The organism is Streptomyces sp. NRRL F-6492 (genome assembly GCF_001280125.1).
In the GTDB taxonomy this organism is placed as follows: domain Bacteria; phylum Actinomycetota; class Actinomycetes; order Streptomycetales; family Streptomycetaceae; genus Streptomyces.
Genome location: NZ_LGEG01000248.1, coordinates 13,287 through 33,616, shown reverse-complemented (window position 1 = coordinate 33,616; position 20,330 = coordinate 13,287). Strand labels below are relative to the sequence as shown.

Genomic DNA, 20,330 nt, shown 5'->3' with positions numbered 1-20,330 from the left:
CACCGCCCTCGACCGGCGTCGAGACGGCCGCGTACGCGCATATCGGCTCTCACCCCCCACCCAGACGGCCCGACTCGCTGGTCAGCGAGGTGATCCGAAGGAAGCGGCCTAGCGCCAGACCGGATGAGCGGGGCCTCGTCATGGTCGAGGGATTGTCGGGGCCGCTACGAGGAGCTGGTGAGGATCAGGGCATGGGAAGTCTGTTGAGAGGTGTCTCCGGGGTCCGCTGGGGAGAGCTGCGCTACGCGACGGGGGCCGCGGCCGGCGGTGTTCCTCCTCTGCTGTCCCGGATCGCGTACGGGGACGAGAGCACGGCCCGTATCGCCGTCGACGACTTGGGCGATGCGATCTGCGCGCTGGGGTTCGTCGTCGGCGAGGCGACGGCTCCCACGGTCCCGTTCCTCCTCGAACTGGCCGGTTCCCCGCACGTGGCGTGCAAGGCCGAGCTGCTGGACCTGCTGGGAAACATCTGCCGGGCCGACCAGTGGCACTCCGCTGCCGCGGCGACCCGGGGCCGGGAGGACCACGCGGATTACCGGCGGCAGACCGGCTGGGAGACAGCCGCGAGGGCGGCGGTCCACGCGGGCCGACCGGCCGTCGAGGGCCTCGCCTCGTCCGTACGGCCGGAGGAGGCCGCACCCGCGCGGAAACTGCTGCTGACGATGGACAGCACCCCGCCGTTCCCGGAGCCGTGAGCGGCCACCGCGGGACAGCCCGAGGCCGCCGATGTCACCCCTGCCCTCCGCGCCCATGTCGTGCGCCGGGCACGACTTCGCCGCGCCGCGCCGCAGCGACCGGAAGGCGTGGTCGGTCGTCGCGGTGGTGCTCGGGCGGGTCGAGCCGTCGGAGCCGCGCTGAGGCCGGGGGTGTTGTCGGTGGGCGGTGGCATGCTCGCCGCATGGAGAACTGGGTCGAATCCATGGGCGGGCCGCTCGTCGTGGTGTCGGTGTCGGGGCTTCGGCAGTGGAGCGGGTGCACGGAGGACGGGGTGCTCGTCGGGGGCGGGACGGTGGTGGACGACTACGACCGGGCCTGCGCGGTGGAGGAGCTCGCCGGGGTGATCGGTGGGAACGTCCTCGTCCTCGGGGACGAGCCCGCCACGACTCGGTACCTGCCCGGGCGGCGGGCCTTCGTGCGGTGGCTCGGGGCCGGCTCCGAGGAGGAACTGGTCGCCGCCGCCGAGGCCCTGTTGGACGACCCCCGTACCCCCTGGGAGGAGTGCGGCGTCTGGGAGACGGACGGGGCCGCCGTGCTCATGGACTCCGCCGACGCCGGGGCCGGCCTCGGGACGCCGTACCCCGACGGCATGGGGATGCCGGAACAGGCTGGCGTCGACCTGCCTGCGGGCCGGTGGCGGGTCGGGGCCCATCAGTCGGCGGGCGGGGACGTCCGGGTCGGCGTCGTGCGGCTCCTGGCCTGGTAAAACCTGTTGTCCGGTTCGTGGCGGGCGTTCACACTGCCGGGGTGAAGATCCCCTTCGTCGCCACCGCGCGGCTTCTCCTGCACCCGTTGACCGTCGACGTCGCCGAGCGGATCGTCGCGCGGACGCCCCTCGCCGGGGACCTCTGGGCTGAGGGGTATCCCCAGGACGGGGACGTCCGGGGGTGCACCGGCTTTCTGCGGGGCGTTGCCGAGCGCGGGGATCCCGGGGTCTTCCGGGCGTATGAGATACGGCTTTCCGACAGCGGCGTCACCGTCGGCGGGATCGGGTTCCACGGGCCGCCCGACGAGGTCGGGGTCGTGACCGTGGGGTACGGGCTCGTGCCCGGCGCACGCGGGAAGGGGTACGCCTCCGAGGCCCTGCGCGCGCTCCTCGAAACCGCCCGGGTGGCCGGCGTCGCCGGGGTGAAGGGGGACGCCGACCTGGACAACCCGGCCTCGCACCGGGTCATGGAGGCCGCCGGGATGCGGTGCGTCGCGGAGAGCGGCGAACTCCGGCACTTCTACGTGGGGTTCTGACGCGTCCGGAGTCCTGGGACGCCCGGGGTCCTGACGCGTCCGGAGTCCTGGGACGCCCGGGGTTCCGGGACTCCCCGGCCCCTCAGCGTTCCGACAGCTCCGACGGCGCCTCCTGCACCACCCAGCCGTTGCCGTCCGGGTCCTCGAAGGTCATGAACGAGTTCCAGGTGCCGCCCTTCCCCTCCTCCCAGCCCGTCGCGCCCACGTGCATCACCGGCGAGACCTCGACGCCCCGGGCCACCAGCTCCTTCCGCGCCGCCTCGATGTCCGTGACGCAGAGCTGGAGGCCGTGCAGGCCGCCCGGGGGCGTCTGCCGCGCGCCCGGCATCGGTGGCATCCCGCTCAGCATCGCGATCGAACAGCGCGAGCCCGGCGGGGTCACCTGGACGATCCGCATGCCGGGGGCCATCTCGTCGTCCAGGTCGACGGTGAAGCCGCACTTCTCGCCGTAGAACTCCTTCGACCGGTCCATGTCCGTGACGGGGACCGGGACGACTTCCAGTGTCCATTTCATGGGTTCTCCTCTTTTTGTTCCAGGAGGCTCGGGTGCCGGGTGCCGGGTTCTTCCACCGTCGCCCACCCGGACGGGCCCCGCACCTCGACCTGACGGAAAACCGTCGTTCCCGTCGTCCGGTTCTCGCACCGGGAGGGTCCACCGGGGTGGGAATGCTCCCCCTTGTTCCTTCTTGTTCCGCCACCGATCGTCAACTGGCTTGCATCTTCTGCCCACTGTGCGGAATTGATCGCGATTGAGTGCTCCCGCGACACACAACCTCCCTATAGTGAGCCAGCGTTGATCACATGAACGCGACACGTGCGGCTGTCGCCACAGGAGTCGGGAGTTCAGGACTCATGACGCGCCCCCATCCGGAGCAGCCGCCTCCGGAGCAGCCGCCCCCCGGGTGCCCGGCCCATGCCGCCCCCGCCGCCGTCCCGCTCGACGGCCCCGGGTTCCAGGTCGACCCCCAGGCCCTCTACCGGGCCATGCGGCGCGACCACGGGCCCGTCGTCCCCGTCGAGCTGCCCGGCGGGGTGCCCGCCTGGCTGGTCGTCGGGTACCGCGAGCTCCACCGGGTCACCAGCGACGGCGAGCTGTTCCCGCGCGACGTGGGCCTGTGGAACCAGTGGCCGCGCATCCCGGCCGACTGGCCGCTGCTCCCGATGGTCGGACGGCCCCTGCCGTCCATCTACTTCACCGCGGGGGAGGAGCACCGGCGGCACGTCCGGATGGTGGTCCCCGCCCTGGAGGGCGCCGACCCCTTCGAGATCCGCGGGCACTGCGAGCAGCTCGCCGACCGGCTCGTCGACGCCGTCTGCGGCCGGGGCGCGGCCGACCTCGTGGCCGACTTCTGCGAACCCCTCCCCGTCCTCGTCCTCGCCCGCCTCGTCGGCTTCCCCGACGACGAGGGCGACGACATCGCCGAGGTGCTCAAGGACCTGGCCGACGGCGGGCCCGGCGCGCAGAGCGCCCACCAGCGGTTCGGCGAGCACATGGCGCGCCTGGTCGCCGCGAAGCGGGCCGCGCCCGGCGACGACGTCACCTCCCGCATGCTCGCCTTCCCCGAGGCGTTCACCGACGAGGAGTACGTGCTCGACCTGATGGCCGTCACGGCCGCCGGGCACCTCACCACCGCCGACTGGCTCGGCAACTCCCTGCGCCTGATGCTCACCGAGGACGAGTTCGCCGACTCGATGGCCGGCGGCCGGCGCAGCGTCTCCGAAGCCACCACCGAGGTGCTGTGGGAGGACGCCCCCACCCAGATCCTCGCCGGACGCTGGGCCGTACGGGACACCCGGCTCGGCGGACAGCACATCAGGGCCGGGGACATGCTGCTGCTCGGCCTCGGCGCCGCCAACACCGACCCGCTGATCCGCCAGGGCGCCCCCGGGTCCGGAGCGCCCGCCCACGGAGGCGCCGGCGCGCACCTGGCGTTCAGCCACGGCGAGTACCGCTGCCCCTTCCCCGCCCAGGAGATCGCCGAGATCATCGTCCGCACCGGCATCGAGGTCCTCCTCGACCGGCTGCCCGACCTCGAACTCGCCGTCTCCGCCGGGGAACTCGTCCGGCGCCCCTCCGCCTTCCTGCGCGGCACCACTTCGCTCCCCGTCCGGTTCACCCCCGTTCGTACGACAGGAGACCTCTCGTGACCTGCCCCCACGCCGCGGCACAGACCGCCGCCCGCGACGGCGGGACCGTCGTCATCGACCCGATGGTCCAGGACCTGGACGGCGAGACCGCGCGGCTGCGCGACGCCGGTCCGCTGGCCCGGATCGACCTGCTCGGGGTGCCCGCCTGGGCCGTCACCCGGCACGCCGACGCCCGGCGGCTCCTGGTCGACCCCCGGCTCGTGAAGGACCTCGACGCCTGGGGCCTGTGGCGGAGCGGCGAGGTCACGCACGCGTGGCCGCTCATCGGCATGATCGACGCCGGGCGGTCCATGTTCACCGTCGACGGCGCCGAGCACCGCCGGCTGCGGGCCAAGACCTCGCAGGCGCTCACCCCCCGCCGGCTCGAAGCGATACGCCCCGACATCGAGAAGTTCACCGCCGAGCTCCTCGACGCCCTGGCGGAGGGCGGCCGGGACGGCGCCGTCGTCGACCTCAAGTCCGTGTTCGCGCAGCCGCTGCCCATGAAGGTCGTCGGCATGCTGATGGGCGTCGACCCCGCCGCGAACGCCATGCTCACCCGGCAGTACAAGAAGTTCTTCTCGATGCTCACCCCGCAGGACGAGCGCCTCGCCCTCCTGGCCGACCTGGACGTCTTCTACGCCGGTCTCGTCCGCGAGAAGACCGCGCGGCCCACCGACGACCTGACCTCGGCGCTCATCCTCGCCGACGAGGGCGGCGAGCCGCTGACCGAGGAGGAGGTGATCGGCAACCTCAAGGCGATGGTGGCCGCCGGGCACGAGACCACGATCGGGCTCATCCTCAACGCCGTGCGCGCCCTGCTCGCCCACCCCGACCAGCTGAAGCTGGTCCTGGACGGTGAGGTCTCCTGGGAGGCCGTCGTCGAGGAGACCCTGCGGTGGGACACCCCCACCACCCATCTGCTCATGCGGTTCGCCACCGAGGACGTCGAGGTGGGCGACGGCGTCGTCGCCGAGGGCGAGGGCGTGGTCATCTCCTACCGGGCGATCGGCCGCGACCCCGAGCAGCACGGCCCCGACGCCGACGCGTTCGACATCACCCGGGCCGCCCCGGTCCGGCACATGACCTTCGGCCACGGCCCGCACATCTGCCCCGGCGCCGCCCTCTCCCGCGTCGAGGCCGGGATCGCCCTGCCCGCCCTCTTCGCCCGCTTCCCCCGGCTGCGGCTCGCGGTGCCGGACGCCGACATCCGCAAGCTCCCCGTGATGACGCAGAACGACATGGAGGCCTTCCCCGTACTCCTGGACGCCTGACGTCCCGGGGCCGGAAGGCCCCGGCTCAGCGTCCCGCCGGGGTCCAGTGCAGCCGGCCGTCCAGGCCGATCGCCGCGACCCCGTCCGTGCCCGCGTCCGGCGCCCCCGCGAACAGGAACCGGTCCAGGGTCCACACCGGCCCCGCCCCCGTCCTCCCCGTCCCGCCGTGCGACGCCGTCGCCAGGAAGCCGGTGCGGGAGCGGACCGCGAGGAGGCCGTCGCCGCCGCCCACCGGGCCGAAGCCGGCCACCCCGGTGCCCGGCAGCTCCGTGAACGGGGACGCCGGGGCCGTACCCGAGAAGTCGGCGCTCCGCAGGTCGCCCGAGGCCGGCTTGCGGAACCAGAGCCGCACCCCGTCGCCGGCCGGCGACGGGGTCGCGCTCAGCGCCAGCGTCGTCGCCGGCAGACCGGTCGGCGCCGGGCCCGTCAGCGGCCCGCCGGGGTGCTGCCGCGCCCACGCCAGGACGGTCTTCGGGGTGCTCGCGAAGACGTACCCGCGCCCGCCCGCGTCCGTCGCCGCCACCGGGTCGCCGTGCACGTCCGCGCCGCCGAGGACCCGCCACGGCCCCCAGTCCCCGCCGGCGAGCTGCTCGCGGGCGGTGAGGCGGTGGCCGCTGTCCCGCAGGACCACGGTCGCCCGGCCTCCGCCGTCCACGGTCACGGCGGGCGCGCTGATGTCCGAGGTGCCGGAGGCGTCGTCCCGCTCGGGGGTGCCGAGGGACCGCCACGGGCCGAAGGCGCCGCCCGGCGCCGACTGCACGGTGGTCACCACCTCCCGGCGGTAGTCCGCGGGGCGGTCCGCGAGCACCGTCCGGGTGCCGTAGACCGACATCCGGCCGTCGGGCAGGGCCACGGAGGTGACGCCGCTGTCCAGGCCGCCGCCGGGCAGCAGCTCCGGCCCCCGCCAGACGACGGCGTCCGCCGCCTTCCGCCAGGTCGCGAGGCGCCCGTCGAGGACGGAGAAGGCGCGCAGGCCGCCGCCGGGGTCCCGCTGGACCCAGGAGGTGGAGGTCCCCCGGGCGTAGCGGACGGTCTGGGTCCAGCCCCGCCCGGCGGGCCGCGCGGCCACCTTCAGGTCGCCGCAGCCCGCGAGGGTCCCGCAGTCCGCGACCCCGTCCAGCCAGGCGTACGTCTCCAGGGTCTTCAGCTTGGCGCCCGCCGCCTCGGCGTCGAGGGTGTGCGGCAGCGCGCTGGTCGGGTAGCCGAGGTAGTTCTGCACGCCGACGTGCGGGTGTCCGGGCCGCTCCGCGTACCGGGCCAGCGCCTCCTGGACGAACCGCGCCCCGTACAGGTGGTCCTGGTGGTCCCGGTACGTCCCCGTCCCCGGGTACGTGCCGGGGGTCGGGTCCTGCATCCGCACGAAGGTCGGCCGGAAGCGCTCCAGGAGCCCGGTCAGGGTCGCGACGACCTGCCGCTTGTTGTACGAGAAGTCGGCGGTGGCCGGGGTGCCGGCGGACAGCTGGGAGCCGAGCTCGGTCACACGGCCGTGCCAGAGGCCGTTGAGGCTGTGCGGGCGGTCGCCGCTGATGGAGCCGGCCTCGCGTATCTGCAGCCACACCAGCTTGACGTGCGGCTTCGCCCGCAGGGTGTCCAGCTCGGCCCACGCGCCGCCGGCCGTGGGGATCGCGACCCGGTCCCAGGGGCTGGTCCTGCTGCCCGTCGCCATCTCGGCGTACGCGGCGCGGATGCCGTTCTGCCGGGCCTCGGCGTAGCCCGCCTTGTCGGCCGCGGTCCCGGCGGCGTCGCGCGGGCGCGCGTTGACGCCGTCCGACTCGCCCGCGGTGAGGTAGACGGAGGCCAGGGGGCTGCCGGAGCGGAGCGACTGGGATATGTCCGGGTTCATGAAGAACAGGTCGTCGTCCGGGTGCGCGACGAACTGCACCACCGAGGCGGAGCCGGAGGCCGGGGCCGGTACGGGCTTCGCCGCCGCCCGGCCCCGCGCGGGCCCTCCCGCCTTCGCGCCCGTCGCCGCGTGCGCCTCCGGCCCCTCCGGCGTGCCCGTCACCGCGAGGACCCCGGCGAGGGCGCCGCCCACCAGGGCGGCCGTGACCGCGGTCACGGCGGTCCCGCGACGGGACGGGAGGTCGGAACGGCGGGGGCGGCGGAGGCGGAGGCGGACAGACATGGGTGGGCGGCGCGCTTTCGGAGAGGACGGACGGGCAGGTGGAGAGGACGGACGGGCAGGTGGGCGGGCAGGCGTACGGCCCCCGGGGTGCCGGGGGCGCCGTTCGCACGGGTGAGCGGGTCTCGCGGTCGGCAAGACGGACTTTCAAGAAATACGGTTCATCGGACCCGAAAAGCGATCAATGTGCGGGACATCACGTGTGATCCGCTGCGAACCGAAGGCCCGCACGCTCCCGCCCCCCGCGCCGGATAGGCTCGATCCCCCCGGGCTCGGCCCGGGGCTCGGACGTGCGCGGAGGGAGCGGCGGAATGACGGTGCCGGGACGCAGGAGCAGTACGTTCTCACGTCTGCTGCGGCACGGGTTCACCGACCCCTCGGGAGCCGAGCGGCTCCTGGACGTGCCCGAGCTGTCCGAGCTGCGCGGCGACTCCGTCCTCCTCGACGCCCTCGGCGCCACCGCCGACCCCGACCTCGCCCTGCGCGGCCTGGTCCGGCTCGTCGAGGCGCAGCCCGAGACCGAGCGGCACGCCTTCACCACCACCCTGCTCTCCGCCAAGCCCTTCCGGGACCGGCTCCTCGGCGTGCTCGGCGCCTCCGAGGCGCTCGGGGACCACCTGGCCCGCCACCCCCGCGACTGGGAGTCCCTCGTCAGGTACGAGGCGACCGACCTGCACCCGGGGATCGCCGAGTTCGAGCGGGGGCTCGCCGACGCCGACGACCCGGTCTCGCTGCGGGTCGCCTACCGCCGCTGCCTGCTGGCCATAGCGGCCCGTGACGTGTGCGGCACCACCGACGTCGCCCAGGCCGCCGCCGAGCTGGCCGACCTGGCGACGGCGACCCTGCGCGCCGCGCTCGCCGTCGCCGAGGCCGCCGCGCCCGCCGACGCCGCCCAGTGCCGGCTCGCGGTGATCGCGATGGGCAAGTGCGGCGGCCACGAGCTGAACTATGTCTCCGACGTCGACGTGATCTTCGTCGGGGAGCCGGCCGAGGGCGCCGACGAGGGCAAGGCGATCCAGGCCGCGACCCGGCTCGCCTCGCACCTGATGCGGATCTGCTCCGAGACCACCGTCGAGGGCACCATCTGGCCGGTCGACGCCAACCTGCGCCCCGAGGGCCGCAACGGCCCCCTCGTCCGCACCCTCTCCTCCCACCTCGCCTACTACCAGCGCTGGGCCAAGACCTGGGAGTTCCAGGCGCTCCTGAAGGCACGCGCGGTCGCGGGCGACCCGGAGCTCGGCGCCCGGTACATCGAGGCCGTCTCGCCGCTCGTCTGGCAGGCCGCCGAGCGCGAGAACTTCGTCCCCGACGTGCAGCGGATGCGCCGCCGGGTCGTCGACAACATCCCGGCCGCCCAGATCGACCGCGAGCTGAAGCTCGGCCCCGGCGGCCTCAGGGACGTCGAGTTCGCCGTCCAGCTCCTCCAGCTGGTGCACGGCCGCAGCGACGCCACCCTGCACAGCGGCGCCACCCTCGACGCGCTCGCGGCCCTCGCCGCCGGCGGCTACGTCGGCCGGGCCGACGCGGCCCAGCTGGACGAGGCGTACCGCTTCCTGCGGGCCATGGAGCACCGCATCCAGCTCTACCGGCTGCGCCGCACCCACCTCGTCCCCGAGGGCGAGACCGACCTGCGCCGCCTCGGCCGCTCCCTCGGCCTGCGCACCGACCCGGTCGCCGCGCTCACCAAGGAGTGGCGGCGGCACGCGGCCGTCGTCCGGCGGCTGCACGAGAAGATCTTCTACCGTCCGCTGCTCGACGCCGTCGCCCAGCTCGCCCCCGGCGAGACCCGGCTCAGCCCGAAGGCGGCCGGACAGCGGCTCGAAGCGCTGGGGTACGCGGACCCCGCCGCCGCCCTGCGCCACCTGGAGGCGCTGTCCTCCGGGGTGAGCCGGAAGGCCGCGATCCAGCGGACCCTGCTGCCCGTGCTGCTCGGCTGGTTCGCGGACTCGGCCGACCCGGACGCCGGGCTCCTCGGCTTCCGCAAGGTGTCCGACGCCCTCGGCAAGACCCCCTGGTACCTGCGGCTGCTGCGTGACGAGGGGGCCGCCGCGGAGAACCTCGCCCGGGTGCTCTCCGCCGGACGCCTCGCCCCCGACCTGCTGCTCCGCGCCCCCGAGGCGGTCGCGCTGCTCGGCGACCCGGAGGGCCTGAAGCCGCGCGACCGGGGCCACCTGGAGCAGGAGGTCCTGGCGGCGGTCAAGCGCGCGGACGACGCCGAGCAGGCGGTCGCGGCGGCGCGCGGGGTGCGCCGCCGGGAGCTGTTCCGCACCGCCGCGGCCGACCTCATCGGCTCGTACGGCACCGAGGACAGCCCCCGCGAGCCCGACCCGGGCGCGCTCGTCGACCGGGTGGGGGAGGCCGTCACCGACCTCAACGCGGCCACGATCGCGGGCGCGCTGCGGGCCGCCGTGCGCGCCGAGTGGGGCGAGGAGCTGCCGACCCGGTTCGCGGTCATCGGCATGGGCCGCTTCGGCGGCCACGAGGTGGGGTACGGCTCCGACGCCGACGTGCTGTTCGTGCACGAGCCGCGCGAGGGCGTGGACGAGCAGGAGGCGGCCCGGGCCGCGAACCGGGTGGTCACCGAGATGCGGCGGCTCCTCCAGGTGCCCACCGCCGACCCGCCGTTGCTGATCGACGCGGACCTCAGGCCGGAGGGCAAGAGCGGCCCCATGGTCCGCACCCTGAAGTCGTACGCCGCCTACTACCGCCGCTGGTCGCTCGTCTGGGAGAGCCAGGCGCTGCTGCGCGCCGAGCACATGGCGGGCGACCGGGACCTCGGCGAGCGGTTCGTCGAGCTGATCGACCCGCTGCGGTACCCGGCCGAGGGGCTCGGGGAGGACGCGGTCCGCGAGATCCGCCGCCTCAAGGCCCGGATGGAGTCCGAGCGGCTGCCGCGCGGCGCCGACCCGACGCTCCACGCCAAGCTGGGGCGCGGCGGCCTGAGCGACGTCGAGTGGACGGTCCAGCTGCTCCAGATGCGGCACGGCTGGGCCGAGCCGGGGCTGCGGACGACCCGTACCCGCGAGGCGCTCGCCGCCGCCCACGCGGCCGGGCTCGTCCCCACCGAGGAGGCGCAGGTCCTGGACGAGGCGTGGGTCCTGGCCACCCGCGTCCGCAACGCGGTGATGCTGGTGCGCGGCCGCCCCGGCGACACCTTCCCCTCCGAGCCGCGCGAACTCGCGGCGGTGGGAAGGTACCTGGGCTACGAGTCGGGCCACGTCGGCGAGATGGTCGACGACTACCGGCGGATCACCCGCCGGGCCAGGGCGGTCGTCGAGGAGCTGTTCTACGGGGCGTGACGCCTCCCGCGGGGGCGGTGCGCGGTGGTCCTACGGGGCGTGACGCCTGCGGCGGGGGCGGTGCGCGGTGGTCCTACGGGGCGTGACGCCTCCCGCGGGGGCGGTGCGCGGTGGTCCTACGGGGCGTCGAGCAGCGTCCTCACGTGCGCCAGGTACCCCGTCAGCGCCAGCTCGAACGCCTGGTTCGCGCGGCCCTCGGGGACCGCGCCCAGGGCGCGGGCCAGCCGGGGGGTGGCCGTCTCGTCGGCGAGTTCCCACATCGACTCGGGGGCGGCCAGGTCCAGGGCCGAGCCCAGGACGAGGTTCTCCAGGGCGATGATCACGGGCATGACGTCCGGCAGCGCGAAACCCGCGTCGAGCAGCCGGCCGACGGCCTTCTCGTACTGGGCGAGGACCTCGGGGGCGCGCACCGGCGAGGTCGTGAGGAGCGGGATCGCGCGCGGGTGGGCGGCGAAGGCGGCCCGGTAGGAGCGGGCCCAGGCGACGAGGGCCTCGTCCCAGGGCTCCCGGTCGAGGGTCCCGCCGTCGATGGCGGCGGCCACCCGCTCGCGGAGGAGCTCCACGATCCCGTCCCGCCCGTCGACGTGGTGGTAGACGGAGGCCGTCTGGACCCCGAGCCGCTTCGCGATCTGCGGGACGCTGAACTCGCCCTGCTGGTCGACGACTTCGAGCGCCGTGGTGGCGATGCGCTCCCGGTCGAGGAGGGGTCTGCGCGGCCGGCCCATGGGGCGTCACTTCCTGTCCGGGTTCCCGTCGGATTCCCGTCGGGTCTTCCCGAACGGTCGGGGCCGAGGCTACATTGCGCAAACCGAAAGCCTTTAGGTTTACGTCCGGCCGGACATCCCGACACACCTGCCACCCGCCACCGGAAGGCCCTCCCCAGCCATGTCCGCACCCGCCCCACCCGCTCCCGGCGCGCCCCCGGGACTGAGGACCGGCACCCTCACCACCGCCGACATCTCCTTCTTCGTCGTCTCGGCCGCCGCCCCCCTCACCGTCATGGCCGGCGTCGCCCCCGTCGCCCTCCTGCTCGGCGGCGTCGGCGCCCCCGTCGGCTACCTCCTGGCCGGCCTCACCCTCACCGTCTTCGCCGTCGGCTTCACCACCATGAGCCGCCACGTCCGCAGCGCCGGCGCCTTCTACGCGTACATCGCGCGCGGCCTCGGCACCCCGGTCGGCATCGCCGCCGCCCTCGTCGCCATGCTCGGCTACAACGGCATGGAGATCGGCGTGTACGGGCTCCTCGGCTCCGCCACCTCGGACACCGCCGCCGCCCTCGGCCACGACGTCCCCTGGCTGCCCGTCTCCCTCGCCGGCCTGCTCCTCGTCTGGTACGGCGGTCACCGCTCCATCGACTTCGGCGCCAAGGTCCTCGGAGTCCTCCTGGTCGCCGAGACCGGCATCCTCGTCCTCCTCGCCGGCGGCGTCCTGCTCGCCGGCGGGGCCCACGGCCTCTCCCTCGGCGGCCTCGCCCCCGCCCACGTCCTCACCGGCGGCACCGCCGCCGTCCTGGCCTTCGCCTTCGCCGCCTTCACCGGCTTCGAGTCCACCGTCATCTACCGGCGCGAGGCCCGGGACCCCGTCCGCACCGTCCCCCGCGCCACCTACATCGCGGTCGCCTTCCTCGGCCTCTTCTACGCCTTCGTCGTGTGGACCGTGATCCAGGCCTTCGGCGAGGACGAGGTCGTCCGGGCCGCCGCCGCCGACCCCGGCGGCCTCTTCTTCGCCGCCATCACCACCTACGTCGGATCCTGGGCCGCCGACCTGATGCACCTGCTCATCGTCACCAGCGTCCTGGCCTCCCTGCTCGCCTTCCACAACGCCATCAACCGCTACACCCTCGCCCTCGCCGAGGAGGGCGTCCTGCCGAAGGCCTTCGGCCGGATCCACCCGCGCCACCGCTCCCCGTACGTCGCCGGGGCCGCCCAGACCGTGCTCGGCGCCGTCGTCGTCCTCGCCTTCGCGCTCGCCGGCGCCGACCCGTACCAGCAGCTCCTGCTCTGGGTGAACACCCCCGGCATGATCGGCCTGATGCTCCTCCAGCTGCTCGCCGCGCTCGCCGTGCCGTTCTTCTTCCGCCGGATACGGCACGACGAGGGCGTCCTGCGCACGGTCGTCGCCCCCGTCACCGCCTTCGTCCTGCTCGCCGGGGCGATCGCCCTCGTCGTCGGACACGTCCACCTCTTCACCGGGGCCTCGCCCGCCGTCAACGCGGTCCTGCTCTCCGCCACCCCCGCCGTCTTCCTCCTCGGGCTCCTCCTCGCGCACCGGCTCCGCCGCACCCGCCCCGAGGTCTACGCCCGCTTCGCCGCCGAACCGACCGAACCGACCGAACCGTCCGAACTATCCGCACCGACCGCACCGTCCGCACCCGGAGAGTCCCCGTGCCCGCACCCGACCTCGTCCTCGTCAACGCCCGTGTCCGCGACCCCGGGCCGACCGGCCACACCGCCGTCGCCGTCCGCGACGGACTGATCACCGCCCTCGGCACCGACGCCGAGGCCCGCGCCTGGGCCGGACCCGGCACCGAGACCGTCGACCTCGCCGGCGCCACCCTCACCCCCGGCCTCACCGACGCCCACAGCCACCCCGTCTGGGGCCTGGAGATGTTCACCGGCACCGACCTCTCGGCCGTCACCGACCTCGAAGGGCTGCGGGCCGCGCTCCGGGCCGCCGAGCGCCGCGACGGCTGGATCCTCGGCTTCGGCCTCGACCACAACGCCTTCGGCGGCCGGCCCGTCCACCGCGACCTGATCGAGGACGTCCTCGACGGGACCCCCGCCCACCTGCGGCTCTACGACGGACACTCCGCCCTCGTGAACGGGACCGCCCTCAAGGCCGCCGGGATCGAGGGGCCCCGGGCCTTCGCCCAGCACTCCGAGATCGTCTGCGGCCCCGACGGGCGCCCCACCGGACACCTGGTCGAGCACGCCGCCATGGACCTGATGACCCCGGTCCTGCCCGCCCTGCCGTACGCCGAGCGCCGCGACCGGCTCGTCGCCCTGCTCACCGGCATGGCCGCCACCGGGCTCACCTCCGCCCACGTCATGGACCTCGGCGGACACGACGTGCCCGGCCTGCTCACCGCCCTGGAGGAGGACGGCGACCTGCCGCTCCGGCTGCGCCTCGCCCCCTGGTGCATGCCCGGCGCCACCCCCGGGGAGCTCGACGCCTTCGTACGGCTCCAGGAGCGGGCCGGCCGGCTGTGGCGGATCGGCGGGGTGAAGTTCTTCATGGACGGCACCGTCGAGGGCGGCACCGCCTGGCTGGAGCACGCCGACTGCCACGGCCGGGGCACCGACGCCTTCTGGCCCGACCCGGCCGCGTACTCCGCCGCCGTGGCCCACCTGCACCGCGCCGGGGTCGGCACCGCCACCCACGCCATCGGCGACGCGGCCGTCCGCCACGTCCTCGACACCGTGGAAGGCCTCGGCGCGGGCGGCCCCCGGCACCGGATCGAGCACATCGAGACCGTCCCCGACGACCAGCTCGGGCGCTTCGCCGCGCTCGGCGTCGTCGCCTCGATGCAGCCCCCGCACACCGCGTACACCCGCGCCGACCACACCGACGAGTGGTCCCTGCGGCTCGGGGAGGAGCGGGCCGCCCGCGCCTGGCGCTGCCGCGACCTGCGGGACGCCGGGGCGCACCTCGCCCTCGGCTCCGACTGGCCCATCGCCCACTACGACGCCCGGCAGGTCCTCGCCACCGCCCGCGCCCCGCGCGGCGCGGCCTCGGCCCGGCAGGGGCTCACGGGCCCGATGGCCCTGGAGGGGATGACCACGCACGCGGCGTACGCGGCGGGGGAGGAGGCGGTCGCGGGCCGGATCGCCCCGGGCTTCCGGGCCGACCTCACCGCCTTCGCCGTGGACCCGGTGGAGGCCCCGGCGGACGAGACCGCCGGGGCCCCGGTCCGGCTCACCGTCGCCGGCGGCCGGATCACGCACCGGGGGGACTGACGGAGGACCCGCCTAGCGGCGGGAGTCGACCGGCCGGTCCAGATCGCCCTCGCGGTCCGCCGCCGGGACCGGACCGCCGTGCGCGACCACGCCCACGGGCTCCACCGGCTCGACCAGCTTCGGCAGCCGGTGGGGCCGCGAGCCGTACCAGAAGTACGAGACGGCGAAGCCGAAGCCCAGGCAGGCCAGGCCGCCCACCGCGTCCAGCCAGAAGTGGTTCGCGGTGGCCACGATGACGACGAGGGTCGCCGTCGGGTAGAGCAGGCCCAGGATCCGCGCCCAGGGCGCCTTCGCCAGCAGGAAGATCGTGATCCCGCACCAGAGCGACCAGCCGATGTGCATCGACGGCATCGCCGCGTACTGGTTCGACACGTGCTTGAGGTTGCCCGAGGCCATCGAGCCCCAGGTGTGGTGGACCAGGACCGTGTCGATGAAGTCCTGGCCGTTCATCAGCCGGGGCGGCGCGAGCGGATACAGGTAGTAGCCGACCAGGGCGACGCCGGTGGTGGCGAACAGGACCGTGCGGAACGCCGCGTAACGGCCCGGGTGCCACCGGTACAGCCACACCAGCACACCGATGGTCACGACGAAGTGCAGCGTCGCGTAGTAGTAGTTCATCGCCACGATCAGCCACGTCACCGAGTTCACGGCATGGTTGACGGTGTGCTCGAAGGCGAGCCCGACGGACTCCTCGGCCCGCCAGATCCAGTCGGCGTTCCTGAGCGCCTGGGCCTTCTGCTCCGGCACCGCGTTGCGGATGAGCGAGTACGTCCAGTAGCTCACCGCGATCAGCAGGATCTCGAACCAGATCGTGGGGCGCCGGGGCACGTGCGTGCGCAGCCGCGACAACCTGCCGCCGGCCACGATGGGTGACGACGGGGTCGTCCGGTCGTCCAAACTCTTCACGGTCGTTTCACCCATGGGGAGAGAGTCTGCCAGATGGCCACCTCCGACCGATCATCCCAAGGTCGGGTCCGGCGCGCACCCGGTCAGTCTCGGGAAGGAGGCCTGACGGCGGACGGCGCGGAGGCGGTCGAGCCCCGGACCACCAGCTCGGGCATGAACACGAACTCGGAGTGCGGCGCCGGGGTGCCGCCCACCTCTTCGAGCAGCGCGCGGACCGCCGCCTGCCCCATCGACTGCACCGGCTGCCGGATGGTGGTCAGCGGCGGATCGGTGAACGCTATGAGGGGGGAGTCGTCGAAGCCGACGACGGAGACGTCCCCGGGCACGTCGAGCCCCTGCTGCCGGGCCGCCCGGATCGCGCCGAGCGCCATCATGTCGCTCGCGCAGACGACCGCCGTGCAGCCCCGGGAGATCAGCGCGCCCGCCGCCGCCTGGCCGCCCTCCAGGGTGTAGAGGGAGTGCTGGATCAGCTCCTCGGACTCCTCGGGGGCGAGGCCGAGCCGCTCCTCCATGCCCTTCTGGAAGCCCTCCATCTTGCGCAGCACCGGCACGAACCGCTTCGGTCCGACGGCGAGCCCGATCCGGGTGTGCCCGAGCGAGGCCAGGTGCGTCACCGCGAGCCGCATCGCCGCCCGGTCGTCGGGCGACACGAAGGGGGCCCGCACCTTGGGCGAGAAGCCGTTGAGGAGCACGTACGGGACGCCCTTGCCGCGCAGCCGGTCGTAGCGGGTCATGTCGGCCGTCGTGTCGGCGTGCAGCCCCGAGACGAAGATGATGCCGGCGACGCCGCGCTCCACCAGCATGTCGGTGAGCTCGTCCTCGGTGGACCCGCCGGGGGTCTGGGTGGCCAGGACCGGCGTGTACCCCTGCCGGGTCAGGGCCTGCCCGATGACCTGCGCCAGGGCGGGGAAGATCGGGTTGTCCAGCTCGGGGGTGATGAGGCCGACGAGCCCCGCGCTGCGCTGCCGCAGGCGCACGGGCCGCTCGTAGCCGAGCACGTCGAGCGCGGCGAGGACGGATTCGCGGGTGGCGGTGGCCACGCCGGGCTTTCCGTTGAGCACGCGGCTGACTGTGGCCTCACTGACCCCCGCCTGGGCTGCGATGTCGGAGAGCCGCGCGGTCATGGGAGTGGACTGTACCGGTCACGGGGCGTATTGCCCACCGCCCCGGCGCACCCCGTCCGCCGTGGCCGGGAGGCGCCCTTCTGCAAGGTCTTGCAGTTCTTGCGGGGGGCGCCGGGGGCGCGTCACGGGCGCGCGAGGCGCGGAAGGGCGCACTTCCGACCCTGTCAAGCGACCCGTCGGCAACCTTAGGGACACGCGGATGTAACGATCCCCGGCTCTTGCAGAAAAATCCCGCAAGGTCTTTCGGCTCGTTTTCATCCCTGTTACGTTCCTGCCAACCCGGAGCGCCGCGAGGGAGCGGTCGCATGAGGAAGGTTCCAGCCCCTCGTCCCCCCGGGATCAGTTGAAGGAGTTCACATGCGGCGTGGCATAGCGGCCACCGCGCTGGTCGCGGCCCTGGGCGTGACCCTGGCGGCGTGCGGGAGCGACACCGGTTCCGACAACGGCGGCTCGAAGGGCTCGGGCGAGCTCTCCGGCACCGTGACCTGGTGGGACACCTCCACGGTCGGCTCCGAGGACAAGGTCTTCAAGAAGGCCGCCGAGGACTTCAAGAAGAAGCACCCCAAGGTCACCGTCAAGTACGTGAACGTGCCGTTCGGCGAGGCGCAGAACAAGTTCAAGAACGCCGCGCAGTCCGGCTCCGGCGCGCCCGACGTCATCCGCTCCGAGGTCGCCTGGACCCCCGAGTTCGCGGACCTCGGCTACCTGGCGCCGCTGGACGGCACCCCGGCCCTCAAGGACGCCGACGACTTCCTGGAGCAGGCCGCCGCCTCCACCAAGTACAACGGCAAGACCTACGCCGTCCCGCAGGTCATCGACTCCATGGGCATCTTCTACAACAAGAAGATCTTCAAGGAGGCCGGCGTCGAGGTCCCCAAGACCATCGACGAGCTGAAGACCGTCTCCGCCAAGATCAAGCAGAAGACCGGCAAGCCCGGCCTCTACCTGCGCGGCGACGACGCCTACTGGTTCCTCTCCTTCCTCTACGGCGAGGGCGGCGACCTGGTCGACGCCGAGAAGAAGACCGTCACCGTCGACAACCCGGCCGGCGTGAAGGCCTTCAAGGTCGTCAAGGACCTGGTGGACTCCGGCGCGGCCAAGACCGACGCGACCGACGGCTGGAACAACATGCAGACCGCCTTCAAGGAGGGCAAGGTCGCCATGATGATCAACGGCCCGTGGGCCGTCTCCGACACCTACGCCGGCAAGGAGTTCACGGACAAGGCCAACCTGGGCATCGCCCCGGTCCCGGCCGGCTCCGGCGGCCAGGGCGCCCCGCAGGGCGGCCACAACCTCGCCGTCTACGCGGGCTCCAAGAACCTCGACGCCTCCTACGCCTTCGCCGAGTACATGACCTCGGTCGAGACGCAGACCACGATCGCGAAGGAGCTCAGCCTCCTCCCGACCCGCGAGTCCGTCTACATCAAGCCGGACGTGGCGACCAACGAGATGATCTCCTTCTTCAAGCCGGTCGTGCAGAAGGCCGTCGAGCGCCCCTGGATCCCGGAGACCGGCAGCCTCTTCGCGCCGCTCGTCACCGAGTACACCAAGGTCCTGACCGGCCAGACCACCCCGGAAGCGGGAGCCAAGGCGTCCGGCGACGCCTACCGCAAGCTCCTCAAGGACTGGAAGTAACAGGAAGGCAGACCGGCTGATGGCTGTGGACACTCCCAGCCAGTCGGTGGCGAAGGCCGCGGGCGACAGCGTCGCCCGCGGCCGGAGCCGCGGAACTGGCAAGCGCAGGAGAGCCGAGAAGCGCTCCCTCGCCACCCACTGGTACGCCTGGGCGATGGTCGCCCCGGTGATCGTCGTGATCGCCGTGATCATCGGCTATCCACTGGTCCGCGGCATCTACCTGTCGCTGACGAACGCCAACGAGCGCAACGTCGCGCGGTCGATCGGCGTCAACGAGATCCCGGCCACCTACGAGTTCGTCGGCCTGGACAACTACACCGACGCCCTCACCGGCAGCCAGTTCCTCTCCACCCTGGGCTGGACCCTGGTCTGGACGGTGGCCTGCGTCTCGCTGACCTTCGCCCTCGGCCTGGCCCTCGCCAACATCCTGAACCGGAAGATCGCCGGCCGCTCCTTCTACCGGCTGCTGCTCATCCTCCCCTGGGCCGTGCCGGGCTTCGTCTCCGTCTTCGCCTGGCGCTTCCTCTACAACCAGGACAACGGCCTCCTCAACAAGATCCTCGCGGGCGGCGGCATCGACGCCGTGCCGTGGCTGAACGACCCCACCTGGGCCAAGTTCTCGGTCATCCTCGTCAACGTCTGGCTCGGCGTCCCGTTCATGATGGTCGCCCTCCTCGGCGGCCTCCAGTCCATCCCCGGCGAGCTGTACGAGGCCGCCGAGATGGACGGCGCCAACGCCTGGCAGCGGTTCCGCAACATCACCATGCCCGGCCTCAGCTCGGTCTCCACGACGGTGGTCCTGCTCTCCACCATCTGGACCTTCAACATGTTCCCGGTGATCTTCCTGCTCACCCGGGGCGGGCCCGGCGAGGCCACCCAGATCCTCGTCACCCAGGCCTACAAGTTCTCCTTCGAGGTCAGTCCGCGCGACTTCGCCCAGTCGTCGACCTGGGGCGTGCTCATCCTGATCCTCCTGATGCTGTTCGCCGCGGTCTACCGCCGAGTCCTCCGCAAGCAGGGAGAAGTCTGGTGACCACCACGACCCCCGCCCCCCGGGCCGTGCCCAACGCGCCGATCCGCGGCCGCCGTTCGCCGCTGTCCTCGGCCGCGCTGCACCTGACGCTGATCGCGGCCTCCGTGATCGCCGTCTTCCCGGTCCTCTGGGTGCTGCTGACCTCGCTGAAGCCCGCGAAGTACGCCATCACCACGGACTTCTTCAAAGAGACGACGTTCGAGAACTACACGAACCTCCTGAGGGACACCCCGTTCCTCACCTGGTTCGGCAACTCGCTGCTCATCGCGGCGCTCACCACCGTCGTCGGCGTCTTCATCTCCGCCACCACCGGCTACGCCGTCAGCCGCTTCCGCTTCCCCGGCAAGCGCGGCCTGATGTGGACGCTGCTCATCACCCAGATGTTCCCGGTCGCCGTCCTGATCGTGCCGATCTACAACATCATGTCGTCGATGGGCCTGCTCAACCAGCCGGCCGGCCTGGTCATCACGTACCTGACCATCGCCGTCCCGTTCTGCGCCTGGATGATGAAGGGCTTCTTCGACACCATCCCGCGCGAGATAGACGAGTCCGGCTACGTCGACGGCCTCACCCCCTTCGGCACCTTCTGGCGGCTGATCCTGCCGCTCGCCAAGCCGGGCATCGCCGTCACCGCCTTCTACTCCTTCATCACCGCGTGGGGCGAGGTCGCCTACGCCTCCGCCTTCATGGTCGGCGACGAGAACCTCACCCTCGCGGGCGGACTGCAGAAGTTCGTCAACCAGTACGGCGCCCAGTGGGGCCCGATGTCCGCGGCCTCCGTGCTCATCGCCATCCCCGCGGCGCTGGTGTTCCTCTTCGCCCAGCGGCACCTGGTCACCGGCATGTCCGCCGGTGCCGTCAAGGGCTGAGCCCGACCACCGCTTTCGCACGCCCC

General features: G+C 73.2%; 17 protein-coding genes. 12 read left to right on the top strand and 5 right to left on the bottom strand.

Features of this window, described 5'->3' with window-relative positions; all coding sequences use genetic code 11:
• Nucleotides 1–191 precede the first annotated feature (191 nt).
• Genes ADL08_RS27425 through ADL08_RS27415 form a run of 4 tightly spaced genes read left to right on the top strand, consistent with a single transcriptional unit; the run spans nucleotide 192 to nucleotide 1,959 of the window.
• Entirely contained in the window at nucleotides 192–695 is a 504-nt protein-coding gene (locus ADL08_RS27425; protein ID WP_053647602.1) for a hypothetical protein, read from the top strand.
• Between the two features lie 31 nt (nucleotides 696–726).
• The gene (locus ADL08_RS38840) at nucleotides 727–858 is read left to right on the top strand and encodes a hypothetical protein (protein WP_267889591.1); all 132 of its coding nucleotides are present in this window, start codon (nucleotides 727–729) and stop codon (nucleotides 856–858) included.
• Nucleotides 859–898: 40 nt separating this feature from the next.
• The gene (locus tag ADL08_RS27420; protein ID WP_053647600.1) at nucleotides 899–1,423 is read left to right on the top strand and encodes an Imm21 family immunity protein; all 525 of its coding nucleotides are present in this window, start codon (nucleotides 899–901) and stop codon (nucleotides 1,421–1,423) included.
• A gap of 41 nt (nucleotides 1,424–1,464) precedes the next feature.
• Entirely contained in the window at nucleotides 1,465–1,959 is a 495-nt protein-coding gene (locus ADL08_RS27415) for a GNAT family N-acetyltransferase (RefSeq protein WP_053647617.1), read from the top strand.
• An 82-nt stretch (nucleotides 1,960–2,041) separates the two neighbouring features.
• Here ADL08_RS27415 and ADL08_RS27410 read toward each other — a convergent pair whose 3' ends face one another.
• Nucleotides 2,042–2,473 carry a VOC family protein gene (locus tag ADL08_RS27410; RefSeq protein WP_053647598.1) on the bottom strand — a complete coding sequence of 144 codons (432 nt, stop codon included), beginning with the start codon at nucleotides 2,471–2,473 and terminating at the stop codon, nucleotides 2,042–2,044.
• A gap of 338 nt (nucleotides 2,474–2,811) precedes the next feature.
• Here ADL08_RS27410 and ADL08_RS27405 point away from each other — a divergent pair, with 338 nt between their 5' ends.
• Both ADL08_RS27405 and ADL08_RS27400 read left to right on the top strand, forming a co-directional pair.
• Entirely contained in the window at nucleotides 2,812–4,107 is a 1,296-nt protein-coding gene (locus ADL08_RS27405) for a cytochrome P450 (RefSeq protein WP_053647596.1), read from the top strand.
• Entirely contained in the window at nucleotides 4,104–5,360 is a 1,257-nt protein-coding gene (locus tag ADL08_RS27400) for a cytochrome P450 family protein (protein WP_053647594.1), read from the top strand. Before ADL08_RS27405 ends, ADL08_RS27400 begins: the two co-directional genes overlap by 4 nt.
• Nucleotides 5,361–5,385: 25 nt before the next feature.
• On the opposite strand, the gene ADL08_RS27395 is transcribed toward ADL08_RS27400, so the two are convergent.
• Complete coding sequence (locus ADL08_RS27395; protein WP_053647593.1) at nucleotides 5,386–7,485, bottom strand: PIG-L family deacetylase; 2,100 nt, start codon at nucleotides 7,483–7,485, stop codon at nucleotides 5,386–5,388.
• Nucleotides 7,486–7,793: 308 nt separating this feature from the next.
• On the opposite strand from ADL08_RS27395, the gene ADL08_RS27390 reads away from it, so the two are divergent.
• Nucleotides 7,794–10,781 (top strand): bifunctional [glutamine synthetase] adenylyltransferase/[glutamine synthetase]-adenylyl-L-tyrosine phosphorylase, encoded by a 2,988-nt coding sequence (locus tag ADL08_RS27390; protein ID WP_053647591.1) that lies wholly within the window; start codon nucleotides 7,794–7,796, stop codon nucleotides 10,779–10,781.
• 116 nt (nucleotides 10,782–10,897) lie between these two features.
• Here the strand turns inward: ADL08_RS27390 and ADL08_RS27385 are convergent, their stop codons facing one another.
• Entirely contained in the window at nucleotides 10,898–11,506 is a 609-nt protein-coding gene (locus tag ADL08_RS27385) for a TetR/AcrR family transcriptional regulator (RefSeq protein ID WP_053647589.1), read from the bottom strand.
• A gap of 160 nt (nucleotides 11,507–11,666) precedes the next feature.
• On the opposite strand from ADL08_RS27385, the gene ADL08_RS27380 reads away from it, so the two are divergent.
• Entirely contained in the window at nucleotides 11,667–13,256 is a 1,590-nt protein-coding gene (locus ADL08_RS27380) for an APC family permease (protein WP_078968479.1), read from the top strand.
• Nucleotides 13,166–14,737 carry an amidohydrolase gene (locus tag ADL08_RS27375; RefSeq protein WP_053647588.1) on the top strand — a complete coding sequence of 524 codons (1,572 nt, stop codon included), beginning with the start codon at nucleotides 13,166–13,168 and terminating at the stop codon, nucleotides 14,735–14,737. Before ADL08_RS27380 ends, ADL08_RS27375 begins: the two co-directional genes overlap by 91 nt.
• Nucleotides 14,738–14,749: 12 nt before the next feature.
• Here ADL08_RS27375 and ADL08_RS27370 read toward each other — a convergent pair whose 3' ends face one another.
• Both ADL08_RS27370 and ADL08_RS27365 read right to left on the bottom strand, forming a co-directional pair.
• Nucleotides 14,750–15,658: a phosphatase PAP2 family protein gene (locus ADL08_RS27370; protein WP_053647586.1), complete on the bottom strand. Its 909-nt coding sequence runs from the start codon at nucleotides 15,656–15,658 to the stop codon at nucleotides 14,750–14,752.
• Between the two features lie 68 nt (nucleotides 15,659–15,726).
• On the bottom strand, nucleotides 15,727–16,767 hold the full coding sequence (locus ADL08_RS27365; protein ID WP_053647584.1) for a LacI family DNA-binding transcriptional regulator: 1,041 nt from the start codon (nucleotides 16,765–16,767) through the stop codon (nucleotides 15,727–15,729).
• A gap of 357 nt (nucleotides 16,768–17,124) precedes the next feature.
• Between ADL08_RS27365 and ADL08_RS27360 the strand changes: the two genes are divergently transcribed.
• From ADL08_RS27360 to ADL08_RS27350, 3 genes are read left to right on the top strand one after another with little or no spacing between them, the layout of a single operon-like run.
• Nucleotides 17,125–18,402 carry an extracellular solute-binding protein gene (locus ADL08_RS27360; RefSeq protein WP_053647583.1) on the top strand — a complete coding sequence of 426 codons (1,278 nt, stop codon included), beginning with the start codon at nucleotides 17,125–17,127 and terminating at the stop codon, nucleotides 18,400–18,402.
• Between the two features lie 19 nt (nucleotides 18,403–18,421).
• On the top strand, nucleotides 18,422–19,435 hold the full coding sequence (locus tag ADL08_RS27355; protein ID WP_053647581.1) for a carbohydrate ABC transporter permease: 1,014 nt from the start codon (nucleotides 18,422–18,424) through the stop codon (nucleotides 19,433–19,435).
• Nucleotides 19,432–20,304, top strand: a complete 873-nt coding sequence (locus ADL08_RS27350) for a sugar ABC transporter permease (protein ID WP_053647578.1) — start codon at nucleotides 19,432–19,434, stop codon at nucleotides 20,302–20,304. The genes ADL08_RS27355 and ADL08_RS27350 overlap by 4 nt, the downstream gene beginning before the upstream one ends.
• Nucleotides 20,305–20,330 lie beyond the last annotated feature (26 nt).